General features: G+C 56.6%; 12 protein-coding genes and 3 rRNA genes. 10 read left to right on the top strand and 5 right to left on the bottom strand.

Annotated elements, in window-relative coordinates; translation table 11 throughout:
- Positions 1-61: 61 nt before the first annotated feature.
- Complete coding sequence (locus tag AH68_RS09575; protein ID WP_039200078.1) at positions 62-1,264, bottom strand: ROK family protein; 1,203 nt, start codon at positions 1,262-1,264, stop codon at positions 62-64.
- A gap of 207 nt (positions 1,265-1,471) precedes the next feature.
- On the opposite strand from AH68_RS09575, the gene AH68_RS09570 reads away from it, so the two are divergent.
- From AH68_RS09570 to AH68_RS09560, 3 genes are read left to right on the top strand one after another with little or no spacing between them, the layout of a single operon-like run.
- Positions 1,472-2,764 carry an ABC transporter substrate-binding protein gene (locus AH68_RS09570; RefSeq protein ID WP_039199500.1) on the top strand — a complete coding sequence of 431 codons (1,293 nt, stop codon included), beginning with the start codon at positions 1,472-1,474 and terminating at the stop codon, positions 2,762-2,764.
- Positions 2,765-2,778: 14 nt separating this feature from the next.
- Positions 2,779-3,714 (top strand): carbohydrate ABC transporter permease, encoded by a 936-nt coding sequence (locus tag AH68_RS09565; RefSeq protein ID WP_039199499.1) that lies wholly within the window; start codon positions 2,779-2,781, stop codon positions 3,712-3,714.
- A 38-nt stretch (positions 3,715-3,752) separates the two neighbouring features.
- Positions 3,753-4,637: a carbohydrate ABC transporter permease gene (locus tag AH68_RS09560; RefSeq protein WP_039199497.1), complete on the top strand. Its 885-nt coding sequence runs from the start codon at positions 3,753-3,755 to the stop codon at positions 4,635-4,637.
- A 543-nt stretch (positions 4,638-5,180) separates the two neighbouring features.
- Here AH68_RS09560 and AH68_RS11120 read toward each other — a convergent pair.
- Both AH68_RS11120 and AH68_RS11360 read right to left on the bottom strand, forming a co-directional pair.
- Complete coding sequence (locus tag AH68_RS11120) at positions 5,181-5,354, bottom strand: hypothetical protein (RefSeq protein WP_236682412.1); 174 nt, start codon at positions 5,352-5,354, stop codon at positions 5,181-5,183.
- Positions 5,333-5,683: a substrate-binding domain-containing protein gene (locus AH68_RS11360; RefSeq protein ID WP_472924261.1), complete on the bottom strand. Its 351-nt coding sequence runs from the start codon at positions 5,681-5,683 to the stop codon at positions 5,333-5,335. Before AH68_RS11360 ends, AH68_RS11120 begins: the two co-directional genes overlap by 22 nt.
- A gap of 28 nt (positions 5,684-5,711) precedes the next feature.
- Here AH68_RS11360 and AH68_RS09550 point away from each other — a divergent pair, with 28 nt between their 5' ends.
- Together AH68_RS09550 and ilvA are read left to right on the top strand one after the other, a co-directional pair.
- On the top strand, positions 5,712-7,532 hold the full coding sequence (locus AH68_RS09550; protein ID WP_039199495.1) for a glycoside hydrolase family 13 protein: 1,821 nt from the start codon (positions 5,712-5,714) through the stop codon (positions 7,530-7,532).
- Between the two features lie 224 nt (positions 7,533-7,756).
- Entirely contained in the window at positions 7,757-9,022 is a 1,266-nt protein-coding gene (gene ilvA / locus AH68_RS09545) for a threonine ammonia-lyase (RefSeq protein WP_039199493.1), read from the top strand.
- A 3-nt stretch (positions 9,023-9,025) separates the two neighbouring features.
- Here ilvA and AH68_RS11190 read toward each other — a convergent pair whose 3' ends face one another.
- The gene (locus tag AH68_RS11190; RefSeq protein ID WP_267128741.1) at positions 9,026-9,160 is read right to left on the bottom strand and encodes a hypothetical protein; all 135 of its coding nucleotides are present in this window, start codon (positions 9,158-9,160) and stop codon (positions 9,026-9,028) included.
- 186 nt (positions 9,161-9,346) lie between these two features.
- Here AH68_RS11190 and AH68_RS09540 point away from each other — a divergent pair, with 186 nt between their 5' ends.
- Positions 9,347-10,717 (top strand): ATP-binding protein, encoded by a 1,371-nt coding sequence (locus AH68_RS09540; protein ID WP_039199492.1) that lies wholly within the window; start codon positions 9,347-9,349, stop codon positions 10,715-10,717.
- A 145-nt stretch (positions 10,718-10,862) separates the two neighbouring features.
- Here the strand turns inward: AH68_RS09540 and AH68_RS09535 are convergent, their stop codons facing one another.
- Positions 10,863-11,618, bottom strand: a complete 756-nt coding sequence (locus tag AH68_RS09535) for an SIR2 family NAD-dependent protein deacylase (RefSeq protein ID WP_039199491.1) — start codon at positions 11,616-11,618, stop codon at positions 10,863-10,865.
- 571 nt (positions 11,619-12,189) lie between these two features.
- Here AH68_RS09535 and AH68_RS09530 point away from each other — a divergent pair.
- From AH68_RS09530 to AH68_RS09515, 4 genes are all read left to right on the top strand, one after another.
- A 16S ribosomal RNA gene (locus tag AH68_RS09530) occupies positions 12,190-13,717 on the top strand.
- Between the two features lie 446 nt (positions 13,718-14,163).
- Positions 14,164-17,243: ribosomal RNA gene (locus tag AH68_RS09525) — 23S ribosomal RNA — on the top strand.
- Between the two features lie 210 nt (positions 17,244-17,453).
- Positions 17,454-17,571 (top strand): 5S ribosomal RNA (gene rrf, locus AH68_RS09520).
- Together the 16S, 23S and 5S rRNA genes form the textbook arrangement of a ribosomal RNA operon.
- Before the next feature lie 385 nt (positions 17,572-17,956).
- The gene (locus AH68_RS09515; protein ID WP_003835954.1) at positions 17,957-18,208 is read left to right on the top strand and encodes a hypothetical protein; all 252 of its coding nucleotides are present in this window, start codon (positions 17,957-17,959) and stop codon (positions 18,206-18,208) included.
- The last annotated feature ends 3 nt before the right edge of the window (positions 18,209-18,211 follow it).

Raw genomic sequence — 18,211 nt, 5'->3', positions numbered from 1 at the left:
ATAACAAAAATCCTCCCTGAACAAAAGGGAGGATTTTTGCATTAAACAATCAAGTAATCAATCAGCCAACATATTGCCGAATCGCCTGCGCTGCGGCAGCTTTGGCCCACAAAGCCCAATCGTGGTCGGGAATTTCAAAATCCACTGGTGCGGCCTGGCTATGCCGATACATGTTGATGCCGTTGCGCAAGTCGTCAATGCCGAATTTTGCGATGAACGACGATTCTCCGGCGATCATGATTTTGTCTGGCATGGCAAGATTGGCGATGGTCGCCACCAGGGTGCCGAGACGGAAGCAGGTGCGGTTCACCAGATTCGTCGCCTGCGGTTTGTTCGCGCGTGCGTCACGTGCGAAATCGTCGAATGATGCGGGATGTCCGATGATTTGCGAGTATTCCGCCGCTATCGAGTTGTCGGACAGGCATTGCGCGCATCCTTTGTGTCCGGAAACGCAGCGCGGCCCATCCGGATCGACCAGAATATGCCCGACCAAACCGTAACTTTTATCCGGACAGCTTACCAGCTCGCCGTTGAACGTCAACGAATAGCCGACGCCCGCGCCGAACGTCAGCACCGCGAAGCTATCCAATCCAACACCGGACCCAAACAGGCAGGCATCAACGACCAACGAATCGATGTCATTGTAAATGCCCGTCGGCAATCCAGTAGCCTCGTGAACCATAGCGGAAAGCTCCACGGGCTGCGACCAGTGCATGAACGGTGCGAATGTCACTATGGCATCGTCGACGACATGTCCGCCCAGCGAGATTCCCACGGCGCACGGTTTCGGCCATCCCGCCATCTCTGCCTCGTCGGAACAGTCGACTGTCAGTTGTTTGATCAGCGCGACCACAGTTTGCGGCGACGAGTCTTCGATTTCCAAATCGTGGCATCCGGTGATAATTTGCCCGATTGCGTTGACCGCAACCGCTGAAATATGCGACGCGTTGATTTTCATGCCAACGAAAGAGCGCGCGTTCTCGATTATTCGCAATCCCGTTTGCGGACGGCCGCGACGTTCCGTATTTTCTTTCTGAACGAAACCCTTCGGCAGTTTGCCGACCTTGCCGGACGGCATCGGAGTCTCCTCGATCACACCTGCATAAATCAGATCGCTGGTAATACGGGAAACCGCCCCCTGCGAAAGTCCTAAAATCTGCGCCAAAGTAATGCGTGAAATCGGACCGTATTTCATGACGCAAGCCGCGACTTTATGGGTATATTCCGAGCCTTCAAACCACTGTGGCAGAGGTGAAACTGCCATCTGCACCATCCTTCGTGCTCTCGTTCGCGCACATCGTGCGTCAAATTACTTTCTCAGAGTAACAAAATCTCGTCGTTTTTGTTTTCCGCCCCGCACAGGCGCGCTGAGCTGGGAATGAAAACCGCCCCCTTCTATAATTCTCAGTAACGGTGGTGTGGTAAGGAAGCCGCTCCACCGTAATAGAGAAAAGATACAAAGGAGTCGAGAATGAAACCTGATTCCACCACTAGTGTAGGTAAATTCAGGAGGATTGTATACCGCGCTCTCACGGCCACATGCGCAATCGCGTTGACGGCCGGCCTTGCAGGTTGCGGCAACAGCACCGCTGGAACCGTCACTTTGGATTTCTTCCAATTCAAAGCCGAAGCGGCGGACTGGTTCACCGCAAAAGCAAAGGAATTTGAGAAAACCCATCCCAACATCAGAGTCAACGTCAATAATTCGTCCGACGCAACCACTGATTTGCGTACGCGACTCGTGAAAAATCGTGAACCCGACGTCATCACCATCAATGGCGACATTAATTTCGGCATGCTCGCCGAAGCGGGTGTTTTCCACGATTTCACCGACGATGACATCGTCGACGAACTCAATCCAGGCATGGTGAACATCGCCAAGAGCCTTGTGCAAACCAACGACGAATCCAAGAAGCGCCTGTACGGCCTGCCGTATGCGGGCAACGCGTCCGGCTACATCATCAACGCCGACGTGTGGGAGGAAGCGGGCGAGGATCCCGACAACCCGCCGCAGACATGGAGCGAATTCATCGACCTGCTGCAACGCTTTAAGAGCAAGGGCATTGTACCGATCGAAGCGAGCACCGCCGATCCGTGGACACTCCAGGCGCCGCTGGCGTCACTCAACTCCACGCTGGTACCGGAATCCGAATATCTTTCCCTCAAAGACGGATCGAAGAAATTCTCCGACCTGTGGGGCACTGTCAGCGATCAGCTGGTCGAGATCTACCAGAACTACACGCAGAAGAATCCGGCCGTCACTTACCAGCAGGCCACGCAGGATCTGGCCGCAGGCAAAGCCGCGATTCTGCCACTCGGCACCTACGCGATTCCGCAGATCCGACTCATCAACAGCGACGCCAACCTGCGTTTCGCGCAAATGCCGGCAACTGATGATGCCAAAGAACAGCAGCTCACCGCAGGCGATGACGTGATCCTGACCATGGGTGCGCATACCAAGCATGAGAAGGAAGCGCGCGAATTCATCGACTTCCTGATGAACGACGAAAACATCAAGGACTACTCCAAGCAGCAGTCCGCATTTACCCCCTACAAAGACACGTATGTGGGCGATGAAGCGCTGAACGGTGTGCTTGACTTCTACCAGGCGGGCAAACTGGCCGACTTCTGCGACCATTACGTGCCAGCCAGCATCAACCTCGCAGGCTTCCTGCAGACGCTGGTTCAGTCGGGCAACACCGAAAAATTCCTGAACAGCATGCAATCCGAATACGACAAGATCGAAGCTAGAAACTTCAGGTGAGAGGAGGAACGGACATGACTACCGCACATACTGCAAATACTGCGAAGAACTCGGCAAAAACTTCCAAGAATAAGGTTTCGAAATATTCCAAGCGCAAGGTCGATCCGGCATTTTATTGGATGACCGTTCCGGCTGCGATTCTGGTGCTCATCTTCCTGTATTGGCCGTTCCTGCAGGGCGCGGCATACTCGTTCACCAATTCGCAGGGTTACGGTGATTTCAAATTCATCGGATTGAAGAATTACATTGCGATGTTCCAGGATTCTCGCGTTGGTCACGCGTACCTGTTTACTATTTTCATCGCAATTTTGATTACGATCGGCACGAATTTTCTTGGCATGTTCCTTGCGGTGCTGCTGAATTCGAAAATCGCGTTCAAAAACGGGTTCCGTGCGATCTTCTTCATTCCGTACACCTTGTCGGTGCTGGTGATCGGCTACGTGTTCAAGTACATTTTCATGACGCCGCTGCCGGCGATCGGCCAGGCGCTGCATATTGATTGGCTGTCGACGTCGATGATTTCCAATCCGGATTTGGCATGGTTCCCGATTGTGTTCCTGTCGATCTGGCAGGGCGTGGCCTACTCCACGCTGTTGTACTTGGCTGGCCTACAGACCATCGACAACGAGATTTACGAGGCAGCCGCAATTGACGGCGTGAACGCTTGGCAGAACTTCTGGCAGATCACCTTCCCGCTGATTGGCCCGTTCTTCACCATCAACATGGTGCTGAGCCTCAAGAATTCGCTCGGCGCGTTCGACCAGATCATGGCATTGACCAAGGGCGGCCCGGATTCCAAGACCGAAACCGTCTCGTACCTGATCTTCCAGAACGGCCTTGGTAATGGCGAATACTCCTACCAGATGGCGAACGCAGTCACGTTCTTCATCGTGCTGGCAATCCTGGCCTTCGTGCAGCTGAAGTTCTTCAGCGGCAAGGAAAAGGTCTGAGCAAGGGTCTGAAAGTCTGAAGGTAAAGAGGAAATATCATGACTAGCGCAACTGTTGCAAAGACTGCAAAGACTGGCGTTCAAGCGCAAGCAAAGCCGGAGAAAATCCGCCGGGACCACAAGGTCAACTGGTGGCTGACCGCGGTTGTGACGGTGTTGAGCCTCACCGTGCTCGTGCCGTTGTATTTCGCTGTGGTCACCGCGTTGAAGACGCCGGGCGAGGCTGGCACGTTCAGCCTGCCGACCACGTGGGAATGGCATAATTTCGCCGACGCATGGAATAAGGTGAACTATCCGAAGGCCGCACTTAACTCCGCGATCATCACCGTGTGCGCGGTGGTGTTGACGCTGCTGACGAACACGTTCGTCGCGTATGCTGTGGCAAGAAATATGGATAAGCGATTCTTCCGCTTCCTGTATTACTTCTTCCTTGCGATGATGTTCGTGCCGTTCACGGTGATCATGCTGCCGGTCGCGAAGGAAATGGGTTCGCTGCATCTTGATAATCAGCTTGGGTTGATTATTCTGTACACGATTCTTGGCATCGGCACCAACCTGTTTATTGCGATTGGTTTTATTCGTTCGATTCCGATTTCGTTGGAAGAGGCGGCTCGCATCGACGGTGCTTCCACTTGGCGCATTTTCTGGACGATTATTTTCCCGCTGATGGGTCCGATTAATGCCACGATTGCGATTTTGACCGCACTGTGGGCTTGGAACGACTTCCTGCTGCCGTTGATCACGCTGACTGATCAGAGCAATCAGACGATTCCGCTCGCACAGTACGTGTTCCAAAGCCAGTTCACGTCGAACTATCCGATGGCCTTCGCGTCCTACCTGATGGCCATGGCTCCGGTTCTCATCGTCTACATCTTCGCCCAAAAGTGGGTTGTCGGTGGTGTGATGAGGGGCGCGGTCAAGTAAAGGAAAGCCTGGTGGCTTTCCGTTGACCGCGCCGAGCGGGCAGGGCCCCGCGAGGTAGATATGCTGTCCGCGACTGGCGCGGTCCTTAATTGCAGGACGCTGTTAAGTGAACAGCCCAGTGGTCTGTTCATAGGCTCCCCCTGAGCGAGCCGATAGGCGAGTGAAGGCAGGGATAACGCGGCCGTAGGCCGTCCGTTCAGGAAGTAACACTTCACAGCGCCGAGCGGGAATCCTCGTTTCCCCTTTTCCGAGGATTCCCGCTTTTTCGTATATATCAGCGGCTGTGCGTCGATTCTGCGTGCCTGACCTTTTATACCTTTGGCTTCTATCGCTCTGCCCCCGTACTCGAAAAAGCCGGTTTTCCATCATCGAATGAATTCCGCTGCATATATGGGGGCGCAATTTCCGCTGAATTGCATCGAAAGTGTACCCCCAAACCCGAAAAACTCGATTTTTTCGATACGAAACCGAATTATTCGCTTATTTACTCGATCGGCTGGAGTCCCGTCCGACGTCCCTTCCCGTTCACCGTCCATCCAATCGCTATTCGTGAGTGATGGGCCGCGTCGTATCGCCGGGCGTCAGCACGGTCTGGATGATTGTGCGCGGCTCGTCCAGTGTTTTCTTTGCGGCGAGATCCAATGTTTTACGTGCCGCGATTCGTCCGATTTCGCGCGCGGGCTGCGCCATGGTAGTCAGCTTGATGCTGGCGGCCACATCCGATCCGTCGTGCCCGGCCAGGACATGTCTTCCGGCACGCGCACGCCGTTGCTGCGTAGTTCGTGGATGACGGGCAGCGCGTAATGGTCGGACCATACGCATAGCGCGGTCGGCCGCTCCGGCAGCGAAAGAATCGTGGCGACGTCCGATTGCTGCAAGCTGGGGAATCTATTTCGGAACGCGTCTCCTATGGGGAGGTTGTGGTTTTCGAGGAATAGCGATTGTCTCGTTCGTCGCCAGCATTCATTTCCCGCTTGTCGAAACGCGCCGCGGGCAAGAAAGAAAAAACGCTTTGCATACCATTGGACATAGCAAAGTTCACCCATTTCACTTAAGCAAAGGAGCCTCATCGAAATGACTGATTTCAATCGTTCCGTCCTTCCCGACGCCGTGCGTTCCAACGGCGCTACCCCGAACCCTTGGTGGGCCAACGCGGTGGTCTACCAGATCTATCCGCGTTCCTTCCAGGACACGAACGGCGACGGCGTCGGCGACCTGAAGGGCATCACCAGCCGTCTCGATTATTTGGCCGACCTCGGCGTGGACGTGCTGTGGCTGTCCCCGGTCTACAGGTCGCCGCAGGACGACAACGGCTACGACATCTCCGACTATCAGGACATCGACCCGCTGTTCGGCACGTTGGAGGACATGGACGAGCTGCTTGCCGAGGCGCACAGGCGCGGTCTGAAGATCGTGATGGATTTGGTGGTCAACCACACGTCCGACGAGCATGCCTGGTTCCAGGCCTCCCGCGACAAGGACGATCCGCATGCCGACTGGTATTGGTGGCGTCCGGCCAGGCCGGGCCATGAGCCGGGCGCTCCGGGTGCCGAGCCGAACCGGTGGGGTTCGTATTTCGGCGGTTCCGCTTGGCAGTACGATCCGAAGCGCGGCGAATACTATCTCCACCAGTATTCCAGGAAGCAGCCGGATTTGAATTGGGAGAATCCGGAGGTGCGCAAGGCCGTCTACAGGATGATGAATTGGTGGATGGACCGCGGCATTGACGGCTTCCGTATGGATGTGATCACGCAGGTTTCGAAGACTGCTGATAAGAACGGCAAGCTGCCGGGAGAAGACGGCTGCGAGATTGAGGATTATCCGGTTGGTGAGGAAGGCTATTCCAGCCCGTTCCCATGGTGCTCCGACGGTCCGCGCATCGACGAGTTCCTTGCCGAAATGCGCCGCGAAGTGTTCGAAGGCCGCGAAGGCTACATGAACGTCGGCGAAGCGCCGGGCATCACTCCGGCCCGCAACGAGTTCATCACCGATCCGGCCCACAGGGAGCTTGATATGCTGTTCCTCTTCGACCACGTGGGCATCGACCAGGAAGATTCCAAGTGGAACACCGTGCCGTTCGAAGTCAGGAACCTGCGCGCCCGTCTCGCCGACCAGCAGGAGGCCGTGAAGCACGCCGGCTGGGCCAGCCTGTTCTTCTGCAACCACGACCAGCCGCGCGTCGTGTCCCGTTGGGGCGATGACACGGACCGCGAGTCGCGCGAGCTGAGCGCCAAGGCGTTCGGCATGCTGCTGCACATGCACCGCGGCACCCCGTACATCTACGAGGGCGAGGAGCTGGGCATGACCAACGCCCATTTCACCGAGCTTGGCCAGTACCGCGATCTGGAGGCCATCAACGCCTACCGCCAGCGCGTGGAGGAGGCCAAATGCCAGTCTCCGGAATCGATGATGGCGGCCCTCGCGCTCATCGGACGCGACAATTCGCGCACTCCGATGCAGTGGGACGCCTCCAGGTACGCCGGCTTCACCGCGCCGGACGCGGCGGTGGAACCGTGGATCGGCGTGAATCCGAATCATGTCGAGATCAACGCAGCCGAGGAATTCGACGATCCTGATTCCGTGTACACGTTCTACAAGAAGCTCATCGCCATGCGCCACAATAACGCGACCGTCGCGACGGGCGAATGGGATCTGGTTGCGGCGGACAGCGAGCAGGTGTATTCCTTCACGCGTACCAGCGGCGACGATACGATTCTCGTCATGGTCAATCTCTCCGATAGGACGGCGCAGGTGCCTGCTGAGGTCGCGCAACTGCTTGAGGATGGCGTGGGCGAGTCGCAGGTACTGCTCAGCACCTATGATGCCGTGCATGGCGTGAAGTCGATCGCTCGCGGCGAGCTCGCTCGCTGGGAGGGGGTCGTGATCCAGCTCTGATCGATCTTTCCTATAAACTCTCTGCAAAGCGTTCGTACGATTCATCACGGAATCGTACGAACGCTTTTTAATGCGATTGTTGTACTGCGATTATCCCTGATTACCTCCGATTGCGTTTGTGAGCAATCTCAATTTCGTAAGTATTTGCGCAAATAATCTCACTTTTGATGGCAAAATCCGCATGATCAGGCAGTTTTGGCAGACGTGCGCTTACAATAACGCTCATGGAACAAAACGAGGTTCTCAAAGCATTGCAGCGCAATCACGCAGCTGAACTGAAACTAGCCGCCGAACGATTGAAGGGCACTGCACGCCATACGGAAGTCATTCCGTCCAAGGTGCTGTCCGACATGACCGGACATGAGATTCTGCTCAAGCCTGAGAATCTCCAAGTTACCGGATCGTTCAAGATTCGCGGCGCGTACAACAAGATCGCATCCCTGAGCGACGAGCAGCTTGCTCGCGGCATTGTCACCGCTTCCGCAGGCAACCATGCGCAGGGTGTGGCATATGCGGCTCGCGAACGTGGCGCGAAGGCAACGATCTGCATGCCGCAGATCACTCCGCCGCTGAAGGTCGACGCCACCAAGGCGTACGGCGCAGACGTGGTGCTGTACGGCGAAGTATTTGACGAATCAGCAGCCCGCGCCCAGGAATTGAGCGACAAGGAAGGCATGATTTACGTGCCGCCATTCGACGATTACGAGGTGCTGTGCGGTCAAGGCACTATTGGTCTCGAGATCCTCGAAGACGTGCCGAACGTTACCGATGTGGTCGTGCCGCTGGGTGGTGGCGGCCTCGGTGCCGGCGTGGCACTTGCCATCAAGACGTTCAAGCCAGAAGTGCGCGTGATTGGTGCGATTCCGGAAGGCAGCCCCGCGTGGAAGAACTCGCTGGCCGCTGGTCATGTGGTCGCCGCCGACCAGGTGCGTACGTCCGCCGAAGGCGTTGCCGTGAAGCGTCCGGGCGATCTTACGTTCGCGCTGCTCAACGAATTCCTTGATGACATCGTCACCGTGACCGAGCGTGACATCAACGAGATGATCCTGCTCATGCTCGAAAAGCACAAGCTGGTTGTCGAGGCTGCTGGCGCCGTGTCTCTGGCTGCGCTTGAGCATCTCAACCTGCGCTCACGCAAGTTCGCCGAGGCGAAGGGTCCGCATGTGGTGGTGCCGATTCTTTCTGGCGGCAATGAGGACACCGTTTCCATCAGTGCGGTGATTCAGAAGGGCATGATCGCCCGCGGTCGCATCATGAATTTCGAGGTCGAGCTTCCGGACACCCCGGGCCAGCTTGTCAAGGTGGCTACGATTCTGGCCGAGCAGCGCGCCAACGTCATCGCGCTTGACCATGACCAGTTCAAGGCCTCCAGCCATTACACCGATTCGGTTTCCTTGGGCGTTACCGTCGAGACCAACGGTCCCGAGCACATCGACCGCATCCTTGACGCGATGCGCGCGGCCGGTTTCCAGCCCAAGCGCATCTACTGATTTCTACTGATTTCTGCTGATTTCAGTACCAGCTTTAACAAATAAGGGTCTTGGAAAGCCTTGCGATGATTGTTGATTGTCGCGAAGCCCTCCAAGACCCTTTTTGTTGCTTTGTTGCGCGGCCAGCTGTTCCGTCATTCGGATTTCCGTTGTCCGAACATTCGGATTTTGGTAGTTGGAAAATTCGGATTATTGTTGTTGAAGTATTCGGATTTTTGTCATCCAAAAATTCGGATTTTGGTAACACCCAGGCAAAACCGACGCAATGCCAACGAAACTGAGCCAGTGTTGTGAAGTGTGCGGAGAATGGAAGCGAGATGTGATATGACGGAAAATAGCAATCAGCAGGTCAAGCCGCAAGGTTATCGCCCGCGTATTGTCGATCAGCAGATCGAACGCTACATGCGCATTTTCGGTGCCGTCGAAATCGCAGGAACGAAATGGTGCGGCAAAACGTGGTCCGCACGTCAGCATGCGGCAAGTATTACTTATGTTGACCGCGGTAACAATCTTATGGCCGCGCAATCCGATCCGTCGCTAATGCTGTTGGGTGAACGTCCGCATGTTATTGACGAGTGGCAGCTGGTTCCGCCCATTTGGGATGAGGTGCGCCACAAGGTTGACGACGAGCCGGGGGAGAAGGGGCAATGGCTGCTGACCGGTTCTTCCACGCCCATGCATGACAAGCGCCCGAAGCATACGGGCGCTGGGCGTATCGGGCATGTTCGCATGAGTCCGATGTCGCTTTTCGAAAGTGGCGATTCCACGGGCGAAGTGAGTTTGTCATCCTTGTTTGAAGGCGATTTCAACCCTGCGAAAGTGGAGACGCCAACGGAGCGTCTGTTCGATTTTGTGTGCAGAGGGGGATGGCCGGAAGCGCAGAATCTGCCGGTTTCCGATGCGCAGATCCTCATTCGTGAATATGCGCACCTGACGCTGAACGAAGGGGTGTCTAGGCAGGGGCGCGATCCTGAAGTTGCTCGCCGTCTTTTGCGTTCTTTGTCTCGCAATGTGAGTCAGTCCGTCACGTTCAAAACGCTTGGTTTGGATATGTATGGTGCCGAGTTGGATTTGGATTCCGATGTCGCGGACAAACAGAATGATTCCCAGAAGAAAGACCTTCATAAAGACCTTGAAGATTTCATTTCTCCAAGAACGATTAGCGAATATGTGGCCATGTTCGAGCGCATGTTTGTGATTGATGGCGTGCCCGGTTGGGTGCCTCCGTCACGTTCTCCGAAGCGTTTGCAGACTAAGCCTCGCCGTTATTTCGCCGATCCTTCCATCGCGGCCGCCGTGCTTGGCGTGAATCCGCGTGCTTTGCTTGAGGATTGGCAGACGTTCGGTTTCCTTTTTGAAAACTTGTGCGTGCGTGACCTGCTGGTGTATGCCCGTGCGCTGCCTGATATTGGTGATGAGCCGGTCCGGTATTATCACGATGATTCCGGTTTGGAATGCGATGCCATTATTGAGTTGACTGATGGTCGTTGGGCTGGCATTGAAATCAAGTCCAGTCAAAGCAAGGTTGACGATGCTGCGAAGAATCTGCTTCGTTTGCGTGAGAAGTTGCTGAAGAATCCGCAGTCTCGAGTGCGTGCTCCGGAATTTTTGTCGGTGCTTGTTGGCGTGGGAGATTTCGCCTACCAACGCGAAGATGGCATCTACGTGATTCCCATTACTGCGTTGGGTGCATGAATCTTTGAATGTAGAAGATTTCTACATTCAGAAATTATGGAGATTTTCGGCAGCCCTGCGAAATATCAAAGAACTGAAGATGCGCAAATTGTGGGATTCTGGATTTCGCTACTATTTGCAGAATCCATAATCCCATTTTTCATATTTATTGTGCGGCGGCGATGGTTTCGTCGACGAGTTGGGGCAGGGCGACGGCGATATCGTCGTGGATCAGCCGGTCCGCCAAGCGGTCATATTGCGTGCGTCCCATGTTCATGATGGTGATCGGCACTCCTGCCTGCGCGGCAATAGGCACGATGCTTGCCGCGGGCATGACTTCCAGTGTGGATCCTATGACCCACAGTTCGTCGGCTTGCGTCGCAAGGCGATACGATTTTTCGAGCGCGCCGTCCGGCAGTGCTTCGCCGAAATAGACCACGTCGGTTTTGATGAGTCCGTTGCATGGCATGTTGCCGCTGTACGGTAGTCTGCGATGGCAGTGCGGGTCTGGTTCGTTGTCGAGATTCGCCATGATGTCGGCGGTGTCGTATTTTGCATGGCATTTCATGCAGTGCGAGGTACCGATGGTGCCATGCAGATTGACGATGACGTCGCTGCTATTGCCTGCTTTTTCGTGCAGCGCGTCGAAATTCTGTGTGGCGAGCAGTGTTAGCAGTCCAGCCTGTTCCAGTTTGACGAGCGCCTTATGCGCGGTGCCCGGCTGCGTGTTCCATACGGGTGATTCCTTCTGCCAACGCCAGGAATACTTGCGGTCTTCTTCATTGGCGAGGAATGCGTCGATGTCATACACTTTCGTTTGTTCAGGGTGCTTGGTCCAGACGCCGTCCGGCCCGCGGAAGTCGGGAATACCTGCGGACGTGGAAATCCCCGCCCCTGTCAATACTGCGATCTTTTTGCTCATGTATTAGGCATACCACGGTTCATTCCGTCTATGTTGATTACCGACACGGCTTTGACAGCTTTTTCTGACGATTTTTGGGCGGTGATGGAGTTGGTTATGCAATTTGCATTGCGTTTGTCGGTTGGTGACACGCCGTTTGGTGTTTGTTTTTGGTTCACGTGGTCGTTGTTTTCGTGTTCTAGACTGGCCGTGCGGCCGTTCGGAGGCCGTTTTCGACACGCCGAGTGATCGTTGTGTTTCCAACGTTTCCCGGTGGTTTTCGCATGCCCGGGTTGCGTGGAATCGGATTGTGCTGTAGGTTTATCTCTTGCTGCTCAGCACGGCGGCCTCGCTCCTGGAGATTGGGGCGGCTTGCTGGTGTGGTGGTGGTTTGAGAACTCAAGAGCGTATTTGTACTACTTCTTTATAGTCAATGATTGCCAGTCCGTCTTACGGCCCGCGCGCGTTTGGCGTGTGGGTGCCGGGAGGCCGGTCAAACGGGACGGGGTTTTTGCGGACAGTCCGTTTTCCTGATAAACGGATGTCGGTTTCTTATTTTTGAGAGTCACATGTTGGCTTTCTGCAAAGGTTTTTTGTGGAGGGTTCGATTCTGGCTCAGGATGAACGCTGGCGGCGTGCTTAACACATGCAAGTCGAACGGGATCCATCAGGCTTTGCTTGGTGGTGAGAGTGGCGAACGGGTGAGTAATGCGTGACCGACCTGCCCCATACACCGGAATAGCTCCTGGAAACGGGTGGTAATGCCGGATGCTCCAGTCCATCGCATGGTGGTCTGGGAAAGCGTTAGCGGTATGGGATGGGGTCGCGTCCTATCAGGTAGTCGGCGGGGTAACGGCCCACCGAGCCTACGACGGGTAGCCGGCCTGAGAGGGCGACCGGCCACATTGGGACTGAGATACGGCCCAGACTCCTACGGGAGGCAGCAGTGGGGAATATTGCACAATGGGCGCAAGCCTGATGCAGCGACGCCGCGTGCGGGATGACGGCCTTCGGGTTGTAAACCGCTTTTGATCGGGAGCAAGCCTTCGGGTGAGTGTACCTTTCGAATAAGCACCGGCTAACTACGTGCCAGCAGCCGCGGTAATACGTAGGGTGCAAGCGTTATCCGGAATTATTGGGCGTAAAGGGCTCGTAGGCGGTTCGTCGCGTCCGGTGTGAAAGTCCATCGCTTAACGGTGGATCCGCGCCGGGTACGGGCGGGCTTGAGTGCGGTAGGGGAGACTGGAATTCCCGGTGTAACGGTGGAATGTGTAGATATCGGGAAGAACACCAATGGCGAAGGCAGGTCTCTGGGCCGTTACTGACGCTGAGGAGCGAAAGCGTGGGGAGCGAACAGGATTAGATACCCTGGTAGTCCACGCCGTAAACGGTGGATGCTGGATGTGGGGCCCGTTCCACGGGTTCCGTGTCGGAGCTAACGCGTTAAGCATCCCGCCTGGGGAGTACGGCCGCAAGGCTAAAACTCAAAGAAATTGACGGGGGCCCGCACAAGCGGCGGAGCATGCGGATTAATTCGATGCAACGCGAAGAACCTTACCTGGGCTTGACATGTTCCCGACCGCTCCAGAGATGGGGCTTCCCTTCGGGGCGGGTTCACAGGTGGTGCATGGTCGTCGTCAGCTCGTGTCGTGAGATGTTGGGTTAAGTCCCGCAACGAGCGCAACCCTCGCCCTGTGTTGCCAGCACATGATGGTGGGAACTCACGGGGGACCGCCGGGGTCAACTCGGAGGAAGGTGGGGATGACGTCAGATCATCATGCCCCTTACGTCCAGGGCTTCACGCATGCTACAATGGCCGGTACAACGGGATGCGACACGGCGACGTGGAGCGGATCCCTGAAAACCGGTCTCAGTTCGGATTGGAGTCTGCAACCCGACTCCATGAAGGCGGAGTCGCTAGTAATCGCGGATCAGCAACGCCGCGGTGAATGCGTTCCCGGGCCTTGTACACACCGCCCGTCAAGTCATGAAAGTGGGTAGCACCCGAAGCCGGTGGCCTAACCCCTTGTGGGATGGAGCCGTCTAAGGTGAGACTCGTGATTGGGACTAAGTCGTAACAAGGTAGCCGTACCGGAAGGTGCGGCTGGATCACCTCCTTTCTACGGAGTTTTTCAGGACGCCGGTCGGCGTCCGTAGTGTGGCCCGCATGCCGGAGAGAGTCTTCGGAGGGTGTGGGCGTGCTGGTGTGGAAGAGATCGTGGGCTTCGCGGGTTCCGTTGGGGCCTGCGGGGAGTGGTATGGGTATGCTTTTGGGTTCCCGGACCGCCACCCGCGACGTTTGGTCGCGTGCGGTTTTCCGGATGCCCCTGGCGGGACGCCGTGGGTCTGTGGGCCGCGGGCCGGGTCTTGTCGGGGCGCGTGGTGGTTTGAGAACTGGATAGTGGACGCGAGCAATGCAGGATTGTTGTCCTGCTTGCTTTATCGCGATTTCGCCAGGCTCTTTTTTTGGAGTCTGGTTTCGAGATCGATCGTTTTGTGATCATTTTTTACAGTGTGATGATCTGTCGTCTGGCGTAGAAAAGCTATTATCAGGTTTTTCGGGGCGTGTGCCGCCCTGAAGGGCGTATGGTGGATGCCTTGGCAGACAGTACCGATGAAGGACGTTTGAGGATGCGATAAGCCTCGGGGAGCCTCCAACATGGCTTCGATCCGAGGATTTCCGAATGGGGCAACCCGCCGGCCGTCATGGGCCGGCACGGAACCTTGTTGTTCCGGGGGTACGCAGGGAAGTGAAACATCTCAGTACCTGCAGGAAGGGATACTCCGTGAGTAGTGGCGAGCGAAAGCGGATCAGACCAAACCATGGGCGCGTGATACCCGTCGGGGGTTGCGTCCGTGGTGTTGTGGGAGCGTGTGTCCCGGTTCCGACGGACCGGGCGGGAGTCATAAAACGGCTTGCCAGGGGAACAGGCTTGAAGGCCTGGCCGCAGAGGGTGCCAGCCCCGTACCTGGAAGCTTGCCGTCTTCCGATCATGCGTCCCAAGTAGCGCGGGCCTCGTGGAATCCCGTGTGAATCGGCCCCGACCGTGGGGTAAGTCTAAGCATACCTGTCTGACCGATAGCGTACCAGTACCGTGAGGGAAAGGTGAAAAGCACCCCGGGAGGGGAGTGAAAGAGTTCCTGAAACCGTGCGCCTACAATCCGTCGGAGCCTCCCTGGTGGGGTGACGGCGTGCCTATCGAAAAATGAGTCTGCGAGTCAGTGGTGCGTGGCGAGGCTAACCCGTCGTGGGGGAGCCGTAGCGAAGGCGAGTCTCAAAAGGCGTTTTGAGTCGCGTGCCCTGGACCCGAAGCGGGATGATCTAGCCCTGGGCAGGTTGAAGCGCGGGTAAGACCGCGTGGAGGACCGAACCCACCTGGGTTGAAAACCGGGGGATGACCTGGGGCTAGGGGTGAAAGGCCAATCAAATTCCGTGATAGCTGGTTCTCTCCGAAATGCATTTAGGTGCAGCGTCGGTTGATTGCATCGCGGGGGTAGAGCTACTGGATGCTTGCGGGCCCGTGTGGGGTACCAATAGCAGCCAAACTCCGAATACCGTGGATGTGTATTCCGGCAGTGAGTCGGCGGGGGATAAGCTCCGTCGTCGAGAGGGAGACAGCCCAGATCGTCGTCTAAGGTCCCGAAGCGTGTGCTAAGTGGGAAAGGATGTGGAGTCGCATAGACAGCCAGGAGGTTGGCTCAGAAGCAGCCATCCTTGAAAGAGTGCGTAACAGCTCACTGGTCTAGTGGTTCCGCGCCGACAATGTAGCGGGGCTCAAGCACACCACCGAAGACGCGGCAACGGTCTTTTCGACCGTTGGGTAGGAGAGCGTCCCCCGAGGGGCGAAGCGGCGGCGCAAGCCGGCCGTGGACTTCGGGGGAGCGAGAATGCAGACATGAGTAGCGAGAGACGGGTGAGGATCCCGTCCGCTGGATGACCAAGGGTTCCGGGGCCACGTTCGTCGTCCCCGGGTGAGTCGGGTCCTAAGGCGAGGCCGACAGGCGTAGTCGAATGGATGAACGGGTGGATATTCCCGTACCGGCAGCGAACCGTCCGAACTGAACGGATGAGTACTAACCTCCGGTCGCGTGGCGTCGTTCCCTTCGGGGTTCGGGGCTCGCGGCTGTTGGGAGCGTAGTCCTGGTAGGTTAGCGCACAGGGGTGACACGGAATGGGAGCCGGCCGCGGAGGTGGTTTTCCGTGGTCAAGCACGCAGCCCGTCCCATAGGCAAATCCGTGGGACATGCAGGGTGAGGTGCGATGATGGGCGTCCTTTCGGACGCGATATCCGGTGGTCCAGGCCGTCGAGAAAAGCCTCGGCGCGAGGGGCGTTGCCGCCCGTACCCCAAACCGACACTGGTGGTCAGGTAGAGAATACCAAGGCGATCGAGCGAATCCTGGTCAAGGAACTCGGCAAATCACTCCCGTGCCTTCGGTATAAGGGAGACCCCCGGACGTGAAGAGGCTTGCCCTCGGAGCGTTTGGGGGTGGCACAGACCAGGGGGTAGCGACTGTTTACCAAAAACACAGGTGCATGCGAAGGCGCAAGCCGCTGTATATGCACTGACGCCTGCCCGGTGCCGGAAGGTTAAGAGGATCCGTCAGCCTTTGTGGTGAAGCGGTGAATTCAAGCCCCGGTAAACGGCGGTGGTAACTATAACCATCCTAAGGTAGCGAAATTCCTTGTCGGGTAAGTTCCGACCTGCACGAATGGCGTAACGACTTCCCCACTGTCTCGACCAGGAGCTCGGCGAAATTGCAGTACGAGTAAAGATGCTCGTTAAGCGCAGAAGGACGAAAAGACCCCGGGACCTTTACTATACCTTGGTATTGGCGTTAGGCGCGGATTGTGTAGCATAGGCGGGAGGCTTCGAAGCGCGGGCGCCAGCCCGTGTGGAGCCGCAAGGTGAAATACCGCTCTGTTCTCGTTTGACGTCTCACCTCGAACAGTGATCCTGTTCAGGGACAGTGCCTGGCGGGTAGTTTAACTGGGGCGGTTGCCTCCCAAAGAGTAACGGAGGCGCTCAAAGGTCCGCTCAGCCCGGTTGGCAATCGGGTTTCGAGTGTAATCGCACAAGCGGGCTTGACTGCGAGAACGACGGTTCGGGCAGGGACGAAAGTCGGAGATAGTGATCCGGTGCCGGCGCACGGGCGCGGCATCGCTCAACGGATAAAAGGTACCCCGGGGATAACAGGCTGATCATTCCCAAGAGTCCATATCGACGGGATGGTTTGGCACCTCGATGTCGGCTCGTCGCATCCTGGGGCTGGAGCAGGTCCCAAGGGTTCGGCTGTTCGCCGATTAAAGCGGCACGCGAGCTGGGTTCAGAACGTCGTGAGACAGTTTGGTCTCTATCCTCTGCGCTCGTTGGAATCCTGAGGAGGCCTGCCCATAGTACGAGAGGACCTGGGTGGACGGACCTCTGGTATGCCGGTTGTCGCGCCAGCGGCATGGCCGGTTGGCTACGTTCGGGAGGGATAACCGCTGAAAGCATCTAAGCGGGAAGCCTGCTCCAAGATTAGGATTCCTTGACGCTTTTCGGAGCGTCTGTAGCCCGCATGTGGAACACGTGTTCGATAGGCCGGAGGTGGAAGCCCTGCGAGGGGTGGAGCCGACCGGTACTAACGGGCGAACGCGGCACACTTTCCAACCCTTGTGGGTTGGGTCTCGTCCTGTGGTGGTTTTCTCGTTGGATGGCAGGGAACGCTGTTTCTTGTGGTCACAATGATGATGTTGGTAAGGCGTTTTGCTTCGCGTCCGTTGTCCGGTTCCCGGACCGCCACGATCGGAATCGGTCGCGTGGCTGGTTCCGTTTGCCGGCCGCCGGTTTCCCGGTTGGCCGTTGTATTGGTTTTGCGGTGGTCATGGCCCAGGTGAGACGCCCGGTCCCTTTCCGAACCCGGAAGCTAAGGCCTGGTCGCGGCGATGGTACTGCACTCGAGAGGGTGTGGGAGAGTAGCACGCCGCCGCATTCAACGTAATGATATGGGGATCCCCGGTGGAGCTCGGCTCCCGGGGATCCTCTTGTATTTCCGGGCGGATGATCGCCATTCCAATTAACCGCCCGGCATGGCAGGACGGCGGCTTGGCAAGGCCGGGCCGGAAAAGGGAAGGCCGGGAACGGCCGCGAATCCGTGCCACGGTCCATTGCACGAAACGATAGCACGGCAACGCAAGATGACGAGAACATCTCCATCAATCTTATTTTTTATCCGCTTGCGTTCCGGTCTTCGGGGTTACGGGCCTTCCCGGCGGGAGGATCGTTCTGGCCACTGAAAGTTCCAGTACGCCGACAGATCTCAGGAATGTTAAGGGACCTTCTTGCGCTTATCCGATGGTTGAATAGACTGAAGAACTATGCATTATTTCGTACCCAAACGCTGTGTCGAATCGAACAAAATCATGTATCACGACAAAGCAACAGCTCAGCAGGCCGCTGACCAAAGTTGGCGTGAACGCGGCACCGAACTTTGGGTATATCGGTGCGAATTCTGCGGAACCTGGCATCTCACGCATCGCGATCCACAATCCAGCTATACGTACGTTCCATTTAATCAGCAGATTAAACCGCATTCCCGCAAAAAAGGCTACAAACCACGTCGTAAGTAGTTC

This window comes from Bifidobacterium catenulatum PV20-2 (assembly GCF_000800455.1).
Taxonomy (GTDB): domain Bacteria; phylum Actinomycetota; class Actinomycetes; order Actinomycetales; family Bifidobacteriaceae; genus Bifidobacterium; species Bifidobacterium kashiwanohense_A.
This window is presented reverse-complemented; position numbering and strand designations above follow the sequence as displayed.

Coding starts and splice junctions, on each gene's coding strand:
- ilvA (WP_039199493.1), top strand. CDS start 7,757: ATGGAACAAAACGAGGTTCTCAAAGCATTGCAGCGCAATCACGCAGCT.
- AH68_RS09575 (WP_039200078.1), bottom strand. CDS start 1,264: ATGGCAGTTTCACCTCTGCCACAGTGGTTTGAAGGCTCGGAATATACC.
- AH68_RS09550 (WP_039199495.1), top strand. CDS start 5,712: ATGACTGATTTCAATCGTTCCGTCCTTCCCGACGCCGTGCGTTCCAAC.
- AH68_RS09540 (WP_039199492.1), top strand. CDS start 9,347: ATGACGGAAAATAGCAATCAGCAGGTCAAGCCGCAAGGTTATCGCCCG.
- AH68_RS09570 (WP_039199500.1), top strand. CDS start 1,472: ATGAAACCTGATTCCACCACTAGTGTAGGTAAATTCAGGAGGATTGTA.
- AH68_RS09515 (WP_003835954.1), top strand. CDS start 17,957: ATGCATTATTTCGTACCCAAACGCTGTGTCGAATCGAACAAAATCATG.
- AH68_RS09560 (WP_039199497.1), top strand. CDS start 3,753: ATGACTAGCGCAACTGTTGCAAAGACTGCAAAGACTGGCGTTCAAGCG.
- AH68_RS09535 (WP_039199491.1), bottom strand. CDS start 11,618: ATGAGCAAAAAGATCGCAGTATTGACAGGGGCGGGGATTTCCACGTCC.
- AH68_RS09565 (WP_039199499.1), top strand. CDS start 2,779: ATGACTACCGCACATACTGCAAATACTGCGAAGAACTCGGCAAAAACT.
- AH68_RS11190 (WP_267128741.1), bottom strand. CDS start 9,160: ATGACGGAACAGCTGGCCGCGCAACAAAGCAACAAAAAGGGTCTTGGA.
- AH68_RS11360 (WP_472924261.1), bottom strand. CDS start 5,683: ATGGGTGAACTTTGCTATGTCCAATGGTATGCAAAGCGTTTTTTCTTT.